Annotated in this window: 12 protein-coding genes, 1 tRNA gene and 1 pseudogene; 5 read left to right on the forward strand and 9 right to left on the reverse strand. The window is 45.4% G+C overall.

Features of this window, described 5'->3' with window-relative positions; all coding sequences use genetic code 11:
- Positions 1–149: pseudogene (locus tag QUA40_RS03855) on the forward strand (IS4-like element ISSysp3 family transposase); the annotation flags it as partial.
- A gap of 64 nt (positions 150–213) precedes the next feature.
- On the opposite strand, the gene QUA40_RS03860 reads toward QUA40_RS03855, so the two are convergent.
- From QUA40_RS03860 to QUA40_RS03870, 3 genes are all read right to left on the reverse strand, one after another.
- The gene (locus tag QUA40_RS03860; protein WP_333121919.1) at positions 214–612 is read right to left on the reverse strand and encodes an alr0857 family protein; all 399 of its coding nucleotides are present in this window, start codon (positions 610–612) and stop codon (positions 214–216) included.
- A gap of 146 nt (positions 613–758) precedes the next feature.
- On the reverse strand, positions 759–1,274 hold the full coding sequence (locus QUA40_RS03865; protein ID WP_333121920.1) for an HNH endonuclease: 516 nt from the start codon (positions 1,272–1,274) through the stop codon (positions 759–761).
- Between the two features lie 212 nt (positions 1,275–1,486).
- Positions 1,487–1,741 (reverse strand): hypothetical protein, encoded by a 255-nt coding sequence (locus QUA40_RS03870; RefSeq protein ID WP_333121923.1) that lies wholly within the window; start codon positions 1,739–1,741, stop codon positions 1,487–1,489.
- A 93-nt stretch (positions 1,742–1,834) separates the two neighbouring features.
- Here QUA40_RS03870 and QUA40_RS03875 point away from each other — a divergent pair, with 93 nt between their 5' ends.
- Together QUA40_RS03875 and QUA40_RS03880 are read left to right on the forward strand one after the other, a co-directional pair.
- Positions 1,835–2,170 (forward strand): ribbon-helix-helix domain-containing protein, encoded by a 336-nt coding sequence (locus QUA40_RS03875; RefSeq protein WP_333121924.1) that lies wholly within the window; start codon positions 1,835–1,837, stop codon positions 2,168–2,170.
- A gap of 262 nt (positions 2,171–2,432) precedes the next feature.
- Positions 2,433–3,782, forward strand: coding sequence for a D-alanyl-D-alanine carboxypeptidase (locus QUA40_RS03880; RefSeq protein ID WP_333121926.1), 1,350 nt, complete (start codon positions 2,433–2,435; stop codon positions 3,780–3,782).
- Positions 3,783–4,039: 257 nt separating this feature from the next.
- Here QUA40_RS03880 and QUA40_RS03885 read toward each other — a convergent pair whose 3' ends face one another.
- The gene (locus tag QUA40_RS03885) at positions 4,040–5,146 is read right to left on the reverse strand and encodes an N-acetylmuramoyl-L-alanine amidase-like domain-containing protein (protein ID WP_333121928.1); all 1,107 of its coding nucleotides are present in this window, start codon (positions 5,144–5,146) and stop codon (positions 4,040–4,042) included.
- Positions 5,147–5,325: 179 nt separating this feature from the next.
- On the opposite strand from QUA40_RS03885, the gene QUA40_RS03890 reads away from it, so the two are divergent.
- Positions 5,326–6,822 carry a serine hydrolase gene (locus tag QUA40_RS03890; protein WP_333121930.1) on the forward strand — a complete coding sequence of 499 codons (1,497 nt, stop codon included), beginning with the start codon at positions 5,326–5,328 and terminating at the stop codon, positions 6,820–6,822.
- 464 nt (positions 6,823–7,286) lie between these two features.
- Here QUA40_RS03890 and QUA40_RS03895 read toward each other — a convergent pair.
- Positions 7,287–7,358: transfer RNA gene (locus QUA40_RS03895), tRNA-Gln, on the reverse strand.
- 101 nt (positions 7,359–7,459) lie between these two features.
- On the reverse strand, positions 7,460–10,234 hold the full coding sequence (locus tag QUA40_RS03900) for a GAF domain-containing protein (RefSeq protein WP_333121932.1): 2,775 nt from the start codon (positions 10,232–10,234) through the stop codon (positions 7,460–7,462).
- A gap of 772 nt (positions 10,235–11,006) precedes the next feature.
- Here QUA40_RS03900 and QUA40_RS03905 point away from each other — a divergent pair.
- Positions 11,007–11,393 (forward strand): response regulator, encoded by a 387-nt coding sequence (locus tag QUA40_RS03905; protein WP_333121934.1) that lies wholly within the window; start codon positions 11,007–11,009, stop codon positions 11,391–11,393.
- A gap of 147 nt (positions 11,394–11,540) precedes the next feature.
- Here QUA40_RS03905 and cheB read toward each other — a convergent pair whose 3' ends face one another.
- From cheB to QUA40_RS03920, 3 genes are all read right to left on the reverse strand, one after another.
- On the reverse strand, positions 11,541–12,626 hold the full coding sequence (cheB, locus tag QUA40_RS03910; RefSeq protein ID WP_333121936.1) for a chemotaxis-specific protein-glutamate methyltransferase CheB: 1,086 nt from the start codon (positions 12,624–12,626) through the stop codon (positions 11,541–11,543).
- 152 nt (positions 12,627–12,778) lie between these two features.
- Entirely contained in the window at positions 12,779–15,280 is a 2,502-nt protein-coding gene (locus QUA40_RS03915) for a hybrid sensor histidine kinase/response regulator (RefSeq protein WP_333121938.1), read from the reverse strand.
- A 135-nt stretch (positions 15,281–15,415) separates the two neighbouring features.
- On the reverse strand, positions 15,416–17,236 hold the full coding sequence (locus tag QUA40_RS03920) for a methyl-accepting chemotaxis protein (protein WP_333121940.1): 1,821 nt from the start codon (positions 17,234–17,236) through the stop codon (positions 15,416–15,418).
- Between the last annotated feature and the right edge of the window lie 267 nt (positions 17,237–17,503).

A 17,503-nucleotide genomic window follows, 5' to 3' on the forward strand; every position in this document is an offset into this window, starting at 1 on the left:
CTTGGTTGATTGCTCGACTTGGGGGTTGGTCTGGTTATAGTTCTCAGAGACCTCCCGGAATGCCTACCCTTGTTCATGGACTCCGACAGTTTGAATCCATCTTTTTGGGATGGAAACTAGCTCAGAATCAACTTGTGTGTACACGGTAGATAAGGAGAGAGGGGGAAAGAGAGAAATCTTCCCTCTTCCCTCTTCCTTGTTCAACATCCGATATTAATCGCCGACTTCCCCGACAACCTCCGCAGCAGCCTGAGTTTCGAGCCAAAGTTTGAGCAGCAAGAGCTCTGCCCGATCGCCCAACACAGTCGCAAACACGCCGTCAGCCCCCTCAGACGCGCCAGAAATCCACGTACCGCGCAGAGTGACTTCTACAAAGTCAGCATCAGCAACACAAAGCTCGATCGCATCGTTGTCGTTTCGGCGGGCCTCAGATTCCAACAGAGACAGCGCTGGCAAATTCGCCGGCAGCAAAAATGCCGCAGTGCTCGGTTCGACGCTGATGCTTTGACCAACTCGCATAGCCAGCACAACTCGCAGCGCCACTAACTGTTCGGGAGATTGAGCCAAACGCTCGAGGTTAAAGCCCGTTTCAGTGTAAGTCAACTTCAGCATATTGACAGCCTTAAATTTGGAATTGAAAGTTTAAAATTGGTAATTGAAAATTGGCGATCGGGAACTGGTAATTGGGAGTTAGGGCAGATTTTAGATGAGAATTACGCATCAATCTAAAATCTAAAATCTAAAATTCTTCCCATGCCCTATTCCCCAATTTGGTATTCGTGCCAAAACAGTTCGGCAAAAGCAACAGTGGGGTGTATGGGGGCCTTCGGCTTAGTTCGCAGAGACATTCCAGCTTCTATGGGAGTTCGATCGCCCTTACGAGAGTTGCACCGTTCGCAAGCCGTCACCACGTTGTCCCAAGTATGCGGGCCACCCTTCGATCGAGGCATCACGTGATCCAGCGTCAAATGCCGATTGCTACCGCAGTATTGGCAAGAATGAGCGTCGCGGCGCAGAACTTCCCGGCGATTGACCGGGGGTACTTTCCAAAGGCGTTCCCTGTTACCAAAAGTCAAGCGGATTTGTTCGGGTACGTGGATGCTGGTGCTGGGCGATCGTACCAGCCAGCCGTTGCCGATGCTAAAATCCAGAGGTTCAGCCTTGCCTGTTACCAAAAGTACGATCGCCCGTTTGATGTTGACACGGCTCATCGGTAGGTAATTCTGAGAAAACACCACCACAGATTGCCTCAATACATCAGTTACTACGTTCACGGCTTGCTCCTCCTCATCAATTTTGGATTTTAGATTTTAAATTTTGAATTTTGCTTGCTTCGTCAGCATTGGCTACATCTGGTTTTTTCCCAGTTCCCCAAGCGGATCGAATTTCTCAAATATCCAATCAAATGCCCCCGCTTCTCTTACTTAGAAGCGGGGGCTAGAAAAACTGCTAAAGGCAAATTTTCATCCTGTCTTGGTACAGTCGTTTAGCTGTACCTCCCGCTTCGCGTATCTCGATATGGCTGTGCCACTTGCAGACCGTGCTGGTCTACCTCGTTGTAATGAATTTCTGCAATTTCTCCTAATCCACTATAACCGTGTTTATTTAGGCCCCGGCCCGCCCACGAGGTCGCTGCGACAGTCGCCAAACCCGTGCTAAAGACGTGCCGTAACGACTCGGAGCGACCCGTGGGGCGATCGCACTTCAGTTGATAGGTGGAGTAGGTGGGGAGAAATTTCACAGCAGGGAGAAGGTGGTTAAGAGGCTTTCAATCTAGCTGTAAACATACTACACTGATATTACACATATGTCCACCCGTCACGGAGAAAAAATTATGCATACCCTACCTAGAACCTCAACCACCGAAATGGAAGTCACCAGCATTCGACTCGAAAAAGAACTCAAAGAGAGACTAAAAGAGCTCGCAGGCAATCAAGGCTATCAAGCTTTGATTCGAGATTTGCTCTGGAATTACGTGCAACAGAAGTCTGGAGAGTATCGGCAGATGTTTTCTCGATCGGATATTCGAGCCAGCATTAATGCCACAGCACAGCAAGAGGAACGCTGCGCGCTTACAGGAGAGTTGATCCGACCGGGCGGGCCAATGTTATTAGGCCTGACAATGCACGGCGAAATGGTGCCGCTGAGTATAGGGAGTATGGCTGGATAAACCAGTTTATCGAAAATTTGCGAGAGCGATCAGCCTGGGGTGAAGGCCCCAGGCGCTGAAGATGGGTTTCCGAAGCATTTCAAGGAGATATATTTAACGAACCGCGAAGACGCGAAGTGCGCGAATAAAGATTAGAGAAGGAAGAAGATAGGCAATTTTAGCGGTTCGGGAGTTTGGTAACGCAGATCCGGAGGCTCGCCCCACGCGCGAGAAGAATGCTAAACTTTCCATCGGGCGTGCCGAACAGACGATCGTACATTTGATGAAAAAAATTAAAGTAATGCTGAAAAACCGCTACTTGACTGCTGCGAGTTCGATCGCCCTTCTCACAATTATCACCGGATGTGCAGCTACTGAATCGCCCCAACTTGCATCTCCCTCTCCTGTAGCTGAATCTTCCCCGCCGCCAGTTAAACCAAGTCAGCCTCAGCCCTTAATAGTCTCTGCTACCAATCCCGAAACCCCCACAAATACCAAAATCCAGCAATATCTCAACGGGTTGGCCGCCCAAGGTTTTGCCAAAGAAGACCAAGGCATCTGGATGCAATCAGGCAATACTTTGCTAGCCAATCATCAAGGTACAGTTCCTCTCTCGGCCGCTTCTATTACCAAAGTAGCAACATCTCTCGTCGCGCTGCAACAATTCGGGCCGGAACATCAATTTATTACCTTAATTGGTACAACAGGAAAAATAGAAAACGGCGTATTAAAAGGCGATTTAATTGTACAGGGAAGCGCCGATCCGTTGTTTGTTTGGGAAGAGGCGATCGTCCTCGGTAACGCCTTAAATCAAAAAGGGATCAAGCGAGTTACTGGCAATTTGATAATTGTCAATAAGTTTTACATGAATTTTGAATTAAATCCCCTCACATCTGGAAAATTGCTCAAACAAGGATTGAACAGTGAAATCTGGCCCAGCGAAGCCGCCGCCCAGTATCAAACACTGCCTCCAAATACGCCGAAACCCCAAATAACAATTGAGGGTACTGTCAAAGTTTTGCCAGCACCTCCCAATGACGTGCAGCCTTTAGTCAAACATTATTCTTTGCCCCTTGCCGAACTGATCAAAAAAATGAATCAGTACAGCAACAATCTCATGGCAGATATGCTAGCTGATACTGTCGGCGGCGCCAAAACAGTCGCGCAAAAAGCAGTAGCAGCAACCGGAGTTCCTCCCGGAGAAATTCAACTCGTCAACGGTTCGGGATTGAGCGAAGAAAATCTCATTTCTCCCCGGGCTGCTTGCGCGTTGTTTATAGCTTTAGAACGCTATCTTGAACCTTACAGCATGACAGTTGCTGATGTCTTAACTGTAGTTGGGAAAGATAAAGGAATACTGTCAGAACGGCCACTTCCCAAATTAGCAGTGGTCAAATCTGGCACGTTGGATAATGTTAGCGCTTTGGGCGGAGCGCTACCAACTCAAAAACAAAAAACAGTGTGGTTTGTGATTATGAATCGCGGGGAAAATGTCGAGACATTTCGCACTCAGCAAGAGGTTTTGCTGAAAAGCTTTTTGAATGAGTGGGGAAGTGTTAAAGTTTCGCCGCCGGAATTAACCCCAAATCCCACTAGAAATAGTAAGGTATCTCGCAGCGAAATTGTTCAATAAGCTGTTGTGCATTTAAATTGTCTATTCGGGGTGGGTTCGCCTGCCCACCCCCCAAGATAGTTTGTAGGGTTCATCAGCACAGAATACCTCTTACCAAAATCCCACAATTTCTTAAAATTATCTGCGTTCATCTGCGTTTATCTGCCTTCAATCTGCAGTTTGTTGATTATTATCGAAGATTTATGCAATAAGTATAGAGATTTTGAATTTGCAGCTAAAATAATGCAAGCTGATGCACCCTCCCAGCACAAACCAATTTAATTAGGTGTTCTCGCCCTAGCTACTACAATGCCGATCGCACTTTCGACTCTGCTAATATATCTCTGCAAGTCGTAAGCAACTGTCACCTCCCCAGCCGGCGAAGCGTGAATTAAACCCATATTGCCGTCAGCATTGCGGTAGACTAAACCAGTGTGGGTGACATCCAATCCTTTAAGATCCGTCGCTACCGCTACAATATCCCCCGGTTTTAACTGAGAATAAAGACTTTTGATCTGATTTGTCGGGATGTAATTAACAGTAGTTTTGGCTAAGTCTGCTTCTTGGCTGAGAATGCACTGATAAGTTGCTTCGTCTTTGACCATTTGCGGGTAACTGCTGCGGTGCTGGCTCATGAAATTTAGTGTTTTATTCATGGGTACTCCGCCTAATTCAGCGGTGATATTTTCCACAGTTTGACGTTTTTGATTGTCGTTAATCCATTCGGAAAAATAGTGCAATCTGCTACAATAACCGTTAATTTTACCGTTTACATACCGCTGTTCTTCTATGCGATTTACAAAATTTTGATAGTCGTAATCTTGTACTGCTACGCCCCTGGCGATCGCCAAAACGGTTTCTACAAATAAAACACAATCAAATTTATTCAAAGTTACGAGCAACTTCTCTTCGCCGGATTTGTCCAGCAAACCCTCGGCGTAGGGCTTTCCTCGGAAATTATCGGCGATCGCCTGGACGATTTCTCCGATCGAGCGATCGTGCAAATTTTGTTGTTTTGCATACTGTACAACCTTTTCAAAACGTGCTATGTCTTCTGGTTGTGCAACGGTTTCTCTCTCTGTATTATTTGAGTCTGGTCGTCTCGCCAGCACCTTCAGCAATTCGGAATAGGAAATTTCCGCTAAATTGTTGAAGTCCCACAACATACTCGGAAAACTGGAAACAGTTTGCTTGTTTGTTACTTTCAGATTTTCGCTTTCTCCCCTCAAGGAAAACGCTACATCCGCGCCCTTTTCTGCTGTTTGTCTATCGACAACATATCCCGTAGCAGATTGAGACTGAAATGCCCAAACATCAGGTATCAAAGAATTATTCACGCCGACGATCGCAAATCCCAAAACCGCCAGACTCCAAAAAATTCTCATATTTTTCAAAGGATTTTGCTTCAACTCAGTGCTATCCTGAAAATTTTACAATTACTAGAAGTCTCAATCAGCCTAGTAGACAGATGAAATTGGCAACAGCGGACTAGATCGATACACTTGTCATTTAGATGCCGCCCTATTATAAACTGATCGTGCGAGTTTGATACCACAACACTGTAATGCAAGTAGAACGCCGACGCCGCCCCATCGGGCCCCAACGCCCAATCGAGTCCCGACGCCAAAGCAGCGAGCGTCCAGTCCAGTCCCGACGCCAAAGCAGGGAGCGTCCAGTCCCATCTCGTCGCCCAATCCAGACCCAACGCCCAATAGACTTGTTGCAAAAGTCGCTCTCAATTCTTGAAATTATCTGGGTTAATCTGCGTTCATCTGCCTTGTATCTGCGGTTGACCGATCGAGCAAAGATTCATGCAAGAGGTATAATCCAATCCCGACCCCAAAGCAGCCAGCGCCTAGTCGGGCCCCGTCGCCAAAGCAGCGAAGGCCCAGTCCCGTCTCGTCGCCGAGTGAGGACGAAATTTTCTCGGCTCAAATACCGTAACATTTTGTGTTTAATTGCCGGGGCGATCGCGTTTTTTTGGCTCGTCACAATGCCCTTCAGAATTCGCCGTCCCCCAGAACCCCCAGTCATTTTGCCTCAACAGGCCGTCTCGCCTCAAGAAGCACTCTCGCCGCCGACAATTCAAACATCGGAAAATTTAGCCGATCGTCAAAGCGAGCCTACCTTTAGCTACAACATCAAAACACCTCCCAATCCCGTTTACTCTCAAGAATTGCAAGGGATTGTGGATGAATCTGTGAAAATTGCAACCAGCAAAGGATTGCCGGCAGAACGGCTATCAATTACCTTATTTGATGTCAGCAATTCCAAAACTCACACCTTTGCCGGATATCAAAATCAAACTCTCCGATTTCCCGCTAGCGTTGCCAAGTTATTTTGGATGGCCGCCTTTTACTCAGCCATAGAAAAAGGCATAATTACGCAAAGAGAGTCGGCCTTTAAAGATGACCTTGAACAAATGATTCGCGTCTCCAACAATGATGCTGCCAGCAGGCTTTTAGACAAACTCACAGATACAAAATCCGGCGGACGGCTCGCAGGAGAAGAGTTGCAAACATGGCTGAAAAAGCGCACTCAAATTAACACATTTTTCCAGTCAGCAGGCTACAATGATATTCGTATAAGCACCAAAAATTATCCCATATACTATTTGAGGCAAGAAGGTCCAATCGGTCGCGACTTGCAATTGCGGGGCGATGCTTCTCAGCCGATTCGCAATCAAGTAACTACCGACCAAGCCGCCAGATTAATGTATGAAATCTATACTAGACAAGCGGTTTCTAGCATCGCCAGCCGCAAAATGGCTTACTTGTTAACGAGAGACTTGGACCCCAAGGCATGGAAAAATGACCCCAGCAATTCGATACAAGGATTTCTCGGCGAATCTTTACCAACTAATATTTATTTTGGTTCCAAAGTGGGCTATACTTCCACATCCCGCAGCGAAGCGGCATTTGTCAGAACTTTAGACGATCGCGCGATTTATATTTTAGTTGTTTTCGCCGACGATCCGGCTTATTCCAAGGACGAAACAGCATTTCCAGCAATTTCCCGATACGTGTTCGATCGGCTAAACGCTCGCGGGCCCAGCAGTTAGGAGTGATATTGAGTAGGGCCGATTGACTGTTGACTGTTGACTGTTGACTGTTAGTGGAAAAACTGAAGGATGGTTGATATCAAATTCGGTAGCATCCGAATTATTCATATCTCTGTTCTCTTTCTCTGTTTTTTCGGCGTCAAGAGCGGTTTAATCATTCCAATGCAACCGGATTTGATATGAGTGTTGAATGTTGACTCGATTTTACAATTCCGGCGCACTCAGAAGTGATATTACGCACAAACAACGGTTTCTGCGAAAAATGGGTACTGACGACCAAAAAAACCAATTTCTTGACCACAAATCTAGGCTTTTAGGTAAAACCCGCAGCAAGAAAGCCGATTTCTTCTATCCTGTGAGCAAGTCCTAATTAGGTTTGTAGTTAGGAAGTCGTTTTTCTATCGTCTGTCAAGAGCTAACTCTAAACGATGAGTTAAACAATTTATTGACCGGACACAATTTAACTGGGGCGAAAGGATTCGAACCTCTGAATGGCTGGACCAAAACCAGCTGCCTTACCACTTGGCGACGCCCCAACGTCTTAACCTTCACTATCTTAACATTCAAACACCGCAATCTGTCAAGCATTTTGACAATAAAATTTAAAAAATCTTTTGGAAACCGATCGCCTGCAGGTTTATTCTTGGATCGCACGGGGGCGAGCTACCGGGATTTCAATACTGAAATCTGCTCCCTGTCCAGGTTTCGAGATACAGTTCAAGCTTCCTCCGTGTTTTTCCACCACAATCTGGTAGCTGATAGACAAGCCGAGTCCCGTACCCTTGCCCACAGGTTTAGTGGTAAAGAAAGGGTCAAACAAGTGGCATTTAGCTTTTTCTGCCAATCCGGGTCCGCTGTCTTGAATCCGAATCACCACAACTTGACCGCTCGACTTTCCTGACTCACCAGCCTCCGAGTTTGGGGCCACCACCGCCGTCGAGATTTTGATCGTCTTGGGTGGGGGCTGATTTTCCAAAGAGTCGATCGCATTCGCCAAAATATTCATAAATACTTGGTTTAGCTGTCCGGGATAGCACTCTACCTTCGGTAAGTTGCCGTAGTCTTTAATTACCTCAATTTCTGGTATTAGCCCATTTGACTTCAAGCGGCTCTGCAAAATCAGCAGCGTGCTGTCCATCCCTTCGTGAATGTCCACCAGCTTCATCTCTGCTTCGTCATGCCGCGCGAAGTTCCGCAGAGACAGGACAATTTGGCGGATGCGTTCAGTTCCCATCTCTATTGAAGACAGAATTTTCAGCAAATCCGGCACCATGAAATCAACATCGATTTCTTCGTTTTTCTCGATAATTTCGGGGCAAGGATCGGGGTAGTGCTTTTGATACAAGTGCAGCAAATCCAGCAAATTTTTCATGTACTGCTTGCAATAAGTCAAGTTGCCATAAATAAAATTAACCGGATTGTTAATTTCGTGGGCGACGCCGGCGACCATTAGACCGAGAGAGGACATTTTTTCGTTTTGGATGAGCTGAGCTTCTTTCTGCTGCAACTGCTGCAAAGTTTCCGTCAGTTGGCGGGCTTGAGTTTGGGCGGCTAAGGCTGCCGCCCGGGTTTGGGCGTAGAGTTCGGCTTGGTCGATCGCGATCGCCAGTTGATCAACCACCGCTTGCAGCAATTCCACTTCGCTCGTCGTCCAGGAACGGTGGCTGCTGTAATGGTTGCAAACTACAGCACCCATTTGACCGGAGCGAGTCTTGAGTGGCAGCAGCAGGTTAGAAACAATCCCGAGACTGCTCAAAAAAGCTCGTGTGGGCGGTTCTATGCACAGTGCTGTTGCCGCGTCCCCGATCCGGAGGGTTTGACGGTTGCTAATTTTCTGGGCCAGCAGGGTTACTTGTTCGATCGGGTATTCTGTGAGCCGCTCTTTCAGTTCTGGATTTGCCGCCTCGTGGGTGATTGCAAAGCTTGGCTGCCCGTCTCGCGAGATTGAATACCACAAAAAGTAGCACTGGTCAACCTGCAACAAGCTGCGAATTTCGTTGACAGCCGTATCTAAAATTTTGTCGAGGTCGAGGGAATTCCGCATCTGGCTGGCGAGGCCCAACAGCAGGCCGTCGCGGCGGCTCAACAATTCTTCTCGGGCCGCGTGGCGATCGATCGCCACGGCGATGACGTTAGCCAGGCAGCCCAGAACTTCTAGCGCTCCGTCGCTTGTCAAAGCGCTACTGCATAGAACCATCACTCCCACCAGCCGCTCCTCGACAATCAGCGGATAGGCAATGGCGCAGAGAGACCGGTTCGACATTAGGCATACAGGAGCCGTTTGGAGTTTTCCCGGTTCTGCTCGCACCCAATCTTCTCTTTCCCCTGCCCACTCTTCGCTGCTGAGTCCTGAATTGGCCTGCAATTCTAACTGCTCTGTCTGCGGGTTGAACGTCCAGATGCTCGCCCCTGTGGCGTCGAGGTACTCTACCATTGCCTCGGTGCAGCGGTTTAGGATGGCCGATAGTTTCCCGCCTTGTCCAAGGGCTGCACCGACTTTAACTTGCAGGGTGCCCAAGCGCGTGAGCTCTTGTAGCGGGGCTGCCGTTAGTTGGCCCTGGGAGGTGTCCTGGGATCGGGCAACGATTTCTCGGATTTGTTTGGGCTCGGGAGCCTGCGCGATGCCCGCTGAATTTTCCCACAAATATTGAGATTTGCCGATTGGCCCGAGCGTCGGGAGCTTTATTGTTCGGTATATTCTCGTGCCGCTCTGTGGCGTCTGTACGGCACACAAGCTGGATCGGTTCGAGCCACGAACTGACTCCGAGATTTGCTGGGTGTCCGAGGTGATATCTTCTACTTCTGGCAACTGTTTCTGGGCTTGGACTAATTGCCAGCGCAGATCCACCAAACTCGCAACTTGCCGACCCAAAGCTTCTATAGCTTCTATCGTTTCTTTTGTCAAGTCTCTCGGCACGGAGTCCATGACCGATAGCACTCCCAGCATCTGCCCATCTGAGGTGACGACTGGGATTCCGGCGTAAAATTTCACGAAGGGGTAGAAAACGGTCAGCGGATGCTCGGCAAATCTCACGTCTGTGGAAGCGTCTCGGACAATGGCTGCGGGCGGTTCCTTAAAGGAATTTGCAGGGGGTTCGATCGCAGATTCGGGAGCCACTGGCGGTTTTTGCAGGGAAATTGCCCAGTCAAATTCCGAGTTTGAGTTTGAGCCAACGGCGAACTCTTCGGGAGTTCGGTCAACCGCGCCAGCACAAAAATTCAGGTAACGATCGGCCAAAGTTCGATCGAGACCTAACTGCGACTTCAACCAGTGGCGGTTGCCGTCAATCAAGCTCAAGAAAGCAATAGGAGTTCCGCTGATATGAGCTGCCAAGCCGACCAAATTGTCCAAGCAAACCTCTGGAGCAGAGCCAAGAAGCTGATATAAGTCGATGTTATGAAGCTTGAACACTTTTTTTACCAAGAGGCAAGGGTGCTTTTATCATGTGTAACTGCCCGTCTAGTTGGTGCCAACCGCCCTTCTCAATACTTCCCTTGAAAAACAAGCTATGAATTTTGTGCTGGGAGAATGTGGGCGCAAGTCCCGCGCAGGCTGGCGCCGAACTCAGACTAACCTCTTGACTGACAGGGAAACTTTTGAGTTATGGGAGTTAGACCACCCCTGATCTAATACTGTATTAATTATACTTCCAGTTGACTATGCTTTTGAATACCTCCGGCTCTCTAAATCTAAGAGCCTCTGTTGGGAGGAAGCACCTTTCCAAAATATATGGCGATTGCTTATCTAGAATTTTTTAATCAGTTTAAGAGTATTTTAACAGACTTGTCTAATCCTAGGTAGCTGGCTTGCTGGTAAATTTAAATCATGGACTTGTGCCACAATACCAGTGTCCTTTACCGAGCTGTGCCGCAGCCTGCTGTTCAACTACAGTTAGGAGATTAACTACAAAAGATTGCTAAGATGTTAAAATTTGTAACAATAGTTTATCTAACTCGACCGTCTAGGGTTTATGGGCCCGGATGCACATTTGGCAACTGTTGTAATCGCCGATCGACCATTCTCCCAATCCCTTTTTTCGAGTTTGAAGTAAAAAAACAGGGGTAAAGTTTCTACTAACGGTCTAACGGGCCTGGCAATTATTGCCCAGAGGCAACTCTCAAAAAATGACCCGGGGAATTATGTTTTGTATTTTCAACAAATATAAATAAACAGGGAGAAGAATATGTGTGCAAGTAGTAGTCAAATACCAACTATTTTGGCAGTTGATGATAGTGTCGTGATGCAAGGACTTGTTAAACAGGCCTTAAGCAAAGAGTTTAGAGTTCTCGTAACCGACAATGCAGTGGATGCTTTGTCAACGATTTATCACGAACAAATTTCGGTTTTGTTGCTCGATGTTTCAATGCCTGGTATTGACGGATTGGAACTCTGCCGCACTGTCCGCAGCTTGCCTCAGTTTCAGAATTTGCCGATCATAATGCTGACAGCGCGAGATGGAGCCTTTGATAAGGTACAGGGGCGTTTGGCGGGAGCAACCGAGTATTTAACTAAGCCGTTTGATGCTGATAAATTGCGCGAGGTAATTGGTAAGTTTATCAAAATCAAATAATCGAACTTAGAAAAAAAATTAGTTTTGAGTAATTAATGAAGTAATTTGAGTAATTAATGAACTAAAAAGTTGCGATCGTCCTTTAGAACCCCGACTTCTTTAACCAGTCGGGGGGCGGGGTATTGTTCACTATTTGGGGGGTCAGTCCTAAATTTTTAATTTTGCCAGGAGTAGAGGAGCGATCGCGCTGACAGGTAGAATATATTGGGCGGCACAGAGAGCGATCGCTTCTTTGGGCATCCCGAAAACAACGCAACTAGCTTCATCTTGAGCAATGGTCAAGCCGCCGATTTGGGCGATCGCCAACATTCCGTCCGCACCATCTCTACCCATTCCTGTCAGCAAAACTCCCGCCGCAGCCCGACCGTAAACTTTAGCAACTGACTTAAATGTTACCGTTATTGAGGGGCAATGTCCCACGACATTATCAGATTGAGAATAAATAAAACGCCCTTGAGAATCCAATTCTAAATGACGTTTTTCTGGCGGGAAATAAACAATACCCGCTTGCGGTAATTCCCCCAAACCAGCTATTTTTACAGCCAGTTTAGATTCACCAGCCAGCCAATCAACTAATCCTTGCAAAAAACCTTCACTGATGTGCTGGACGCAAATTACAGGCACGGGAAAATTAGCCGGAAGCTTAGAAATAATCGCGTACAGTGCTTGAGGCCCCCCTGTAGAAGCCCCTATAGCCAATACTTTAATAGCTGGAGATTTAACATTTTCGTTGGAAAATTTGTAATTAGGAACTGGTACTTGGCTAATTTTTACACTTTTGTTATAATTTTCTGTCTCTACCATTTTTGGATGCCGTGTAAATACTTTAACTCCTGAGAGTATTTTAATTTTAGCTATTAATTGATTTGCCAGACGAGCATAATCTGATACCAACCCGTTAATCGGTTTCGGAAAAACATCTAATGCACCAGCCGTTAACAGTTGAAATACATTCTGAGTATCACCAATTTGTACAGAAGCACTAATTACTAAAATTGGTAGTGGATATTTCTTCATTACTTCTTGTGTGAATTCTAGCCCATTCATTGGCGCCATATTCAAATCCGTACAGATTACTTCTGGATGAACTTTCGGGATTAATTCTAGTGCTTCTAATCCATTGGAAGCGGTTCCTACAACTTGGATTTCTGGCGAGGAATCAAAAATTCGTTTGAGGACGATCGTAACTACTGGAGAATCTTCAACTAACAATATTTTAATGGGCGATAACATCACTTTGTTGGGAAATTATTGGGGATGGGAAATTGGAAATGAGAAATTGGGCATCCATGCACTGGGAATTTTTCATTGGACATTGGGCCTTGGGCATTGCTAATTGGTAGTAAATAACCAATGGCTAATAACTAATTACTAAGGACTAATGACTAAACTAACCGTTTTAGTGTCTCTACCAGCACATCTTGATTGAATGTACCTTTAGGAATATAAGCATTTGCCCCGGCATCAGCCCCTCTTTTTCTATCTTCATCCGACGCCAAAGATGTCACTAAAATTATTGGCAACTCACTGTATTCTTTTTGCTCCCGAATCTTAATAGTTAGCGCCAAACCGTCTAAATTTGGCATTTGCACGTCAGAAATCACTGCATCAAAGTAGCGAGTTTTTAATTTATGGAAAGCATCCAATCCATCAACCGCTGTGACAACTTCGTAACCCGCACCTTCGAGGATGCGCTTTTCTTGAGTGCGGGTACTGATGGAGTCTTCTGCTAAAAGTATAACTTGTTTTCGGCTGACCGTCTCAATGGGCGATCGGACACCAGAAACCGCACGCGGCGAAACTTGCTGGCGTACAGATTTTATCAAATCGTGGGGATTGAGTACCATACAAACTTCCCCCGTGCCGAGAATCGTTGCACCTGAAACATTTCGTACCCGTTTCAGCAATTGACTTTGGGGTTTAATCACCACATCCTGTGCCTCAATCAAATCATCTATAAATAATCCCAATTTTTCCTCCCCAACTTTCAAAATAATACAAGACTTTTTCGGAGAATTTGATGTCAGAGATTCTCCCATTATTTCCCTGTTTAATTCTTGCCAACTTTCCGGTCTCAATTCCAGATTGTTAGGTAGCCCTCCTCTATTATTCAATTCTAGTAAATCTACTAAATAAGCAACTGATACTGGCTGAGTATTACAAATTATCGTTTCCTTACCTTCGACTGTAAAAATATCAGAACTAGCCACCAGCATTGCCATTTCTACAAACTTAATTGGCAGGGCATACGCAATAGATTTAACCCTACAAATTAATACATTGGCAGTAGCTAGCGACGTGCTGAGTTGCAGCCTAATAGTGCATCCTTGTCCTGAGATAGATTCAACTTGAATGGTGCCTTTTAGTGCTTCAACATTAGCCCGAACTACATCTAGACCCACCCCCCTGCCAGAGACTTCAGTAACAAATGTTCTGGTTGAAAAACCGGGAGCAAAAATCAGTAATTGAATTTGGTTTTCTGTCATAACTGCAAGTTCTTCCGGGGTGCAGATGTTGCGTTTGACAGCAGTTTGTTTAATGCGATCAAGATTCAGCCCCTGCCCATCATCAGCAACTTCAATGATAATGTTGCTAGCAGTATGGTAGCCTTTAATTCGGAGAGTAGCACCGGGAGGTTTGCCGAGCTTTTCGCGTTCGGCGGTTGTCTCGATGCCGTGGTCGATCGCATTGCGAATCATGTGCATCAAAGGGTCTTTCATTTCTTCTAAAATGCGTTTATCAGCTAGAGTTTCTCCCCCTTCAATTACTAATTGAACTTGTTTTCCTTCCCGCTTCGCCAAGTCTCTAGCCGCTCTGGGAAATAGATTAAAAATAGTAGACAAAGGCAGCAGTCTGAGAGTGCGAATTCCTGATTCTAATCCCTCCGTAATTAATTCTAGTCTGCCCGTATCTTCATCAACTCGATTTTTCAATTGCTTTACTAGAGAGCCCAGAAGTTCTAAATGTTCTTCTGTACGCTGGTAATAATTCTGTAACTGTATGAATATCGTGTTTTGTTGAGACGCATTTTTATCAGTTTCTATTTTATCAGTTTCTATCTGATGAAGCTCTAACCGATTTATAAAAGCTTCTCGGCTCCAATCTTCCCACAAATCTGTAAGCTTTTCGATCTCAGCAAGTCGGTGTACTAGCCTATTTGTAGTAACCGTAAGTTCCCCAGCTTGAGTCATTAAATCGTCTAAATTTTGGGTAGTAACGCGAATTGTTTCGATGCGGTAAGACGAACTAGAAGAACCCCTAACAGTCGGCTCGGGAGCCGATGGAGCAGCTTGTCCAGAAGCGGCAGGTAAGTTTTGAGCTTGCAGTAATTCGTGCTCGGAGGGTAGCGTAAAAAAAGAGGAATTATTATCTGAATTAGCGGCGGCAGAAGTTATAGTGTTTGTTTCTAGTGGCGGCATTTCCGAATAAGTAAATGGCGTTTTTACTAATTCTTGTTCGGGTACTTGTGAAGATTCTGGCTCTGCTGTCATGGCGACTGGCTGAGGCTTGTTAGAAGCACTCATCATGCTAGCGAGGACGTAAAATGTATTGACGCCGGAATCTTGGCCCGTGATGGCTTCGTCAACAAGTTTGCGGATGGCGTCTAAACCTTGCGAAAGTCGATCGCTAATATCTGGATTGAGTTGAGTTTCTCCCCGCTTGACGCCTCCCAAAATATGCTCTATTTGATGAGCTAAAGATGCTACATTTTTTACCGCCAGCATCCCAGCATCGCCTTTAAGAGAATGGGTTTCCCGCAGCAATTCTTCTAACTTAGCTGAGTCCCCGGGGTGTTGTTCCAAGTACAGCAATCCCTCGTCTAGTTTCTGCAAGTGTTCTTCACTAGCGATTTTAAATACATCTCGGAGTTCTTGATCTTCAATCATATATATCTTTGGGTAATCGGTAATTGATCATCAATAATCTGTAATTGGTAATCCGTAATTAATCTCCCTTCTGCCTTCTGCCTTCTTCCTCCCTTTGACTAGGCGATCTGACGAGTCTTCGTTCTTCCTTTTTCCCTAAACTACAGATTTGAGATTTAATGCAGCTTCGTTTAGTTTTTGAGTGCCGATTTTGACTTGAGTAATGCCGCTGACTGTTTGAGATGCGCCTTGGTTGAGAGAATTCATGGCATCACCTACTTGCTGAATAGCGATCGCCTGCTGTTGAATATTAAACGAAATTTGTTGGTTCCTGGCAAACACCAGATTGCAAGCTTCCCTAACACCCGTAAAAGCTTCTGCCGTATCTCGTGCTGTTTGTACCCCTGCTGCTGCTGTTTTGCGTCCCTCTTCTGTTGCTTTCACCGTCGAGTCGATCGCACGTTTAATCTCTGGAATAATACCATTAATCTTTTGCGCCGCTTCTTGGCTTTCGTCTGCTAATTTACGAATTTCCCTTGCTACCACCGCCAAACCTCTGCCGTACTCACCCGCTCTGACTGCTTCGACGGCGGCGTTGATAGCTAGGATATTCGTCTGGCTGGCTAAATCGCTAACCAAACTTGCTAAAGTCGAGATATTGCCAATCTGAGCTGTGCTATCATTAAGTCGCTGATTTTGCCGAGCAATTGCCACCACAGCTTCTCTCAAACCCAGCATTTGATTGAGAGTTTGCTCAACCATTTGAGTGCCTTCTTCCGCGAGATTTAAAGCTTGGCGAGCTGCGGCGGCAACAGCCTCAGCTTGCTCGGCTGTTTGCTGAGAATATCTGCCCAAAGTTTCTAAAGTTGCAGTTGTTTCATTAACTGAGACAAATTGCTGGCTGACTATTTGCTCTTGCTCGTTCATATTAGATACTATCTGGATTGAAAATGCAGAGATTTGGGAAACCAATCTCTGAATTAGCTTAACCATTTTTCCCAGCATAAACAATCCTAATGCCAGCACAATACCTAGGGAAAATATAGTAATAATCGCCGCTACTTTTTGTAAAATAAAAATAGAAGCAAAAAGCGAACTCTTAGGTGCTTGATTCACAATAACCAGAAAATTTTTGTTATTTTGTTTGGTGGGAAAAACTGTATTATAGCTAATAACTCGATCGCTGAGGTCTATATTGCCTTGACCACCGGAAAGTATTTTAGTAACTAGGTCGGCTGAATAATCTTTGTGGAGATTTTCATCGGTTTTTTTGTCAGAACCCCATTCTTTTGTAGGATTAGGATGGTAGATATAGTTACCATCTTGATTTACCATAAAAGCTTGAGCTGAATTTTCATTATTTATCTCTTTAACTCTATCGATGAGACTGTTCCCCAAAGAATTAGAAATCAAAATGCCTTTTCTTTCTCCTTTGGTATCAAAAATTGGAGTAGCGTGGCGAATTGTTGGCTTGTAAGGAATTTCTATTTTACCGCGTTCCTGATTCAGATTGAATTGAGACACATAGATTTCTCCAGGTTTGAGCTTCATAGTTAAGTAAAAGTAATCCCTATGAGCTTGATTTTGCAGTTGGGAATCGGGAATAATTTTTATATTTTTGCCGTCAGAATTTAGGCGCACTCGCTCGTTACCTTTCTCATCTATGTAACGCAACTGCATATAATATGGCTTGACTTCCATCATTGATGAAAATAGGATTTGCATTCGCTCGACCCAACTTTGATAAGTTGAATTAGTTTCTACGTTTACTCCATTTCCCTCTCTAGCTCTTATCATTTCTAGAAGAGGGGGGCATTTGCGGAAGAACAAAACATCGTCACTCATATTTTCCAAAGTGTTAACAATTTGCCCTCCGCTGGAGACGACACTTTCAGCAAGGTGACTCAATGCTAAAGTTTGCAGTGCTGCTGCAGAAGAAGAAATTCCATACCAGCCTACAAGAGATACTGGAATCAAGGTACTTAAAATTAGGAGCAGTAGTAGTCGGTGTTTAATTCTTTTGAAAAATGTATGGATCATTAAAAATTGCTAATAGGTAAGGGATAGTTGGTCATGGGTAATTGGGAATTGGTAATTAATCTTCCTTATTCCTACAGTGCTGATTGGAGATTTTGGGCTACTTGATTTACGTGTTCGGTGCCGAGGTTTACTTGAGAAATGCCAGTGGCAGTTTCCTGAGCTGTTAGGTTGAGATAGTTAACGGCTTCAACTACATCCTGAATC

The organism is Microcoleus sp. Pol11C3, from assembly GCF_036701485.1.
Taxonomy (GTDB): Bacteria; Cyanobacteriota; Cyanobacteriia; order Cyanobacteriales; family Microcoleaceae; genus Microcoleus.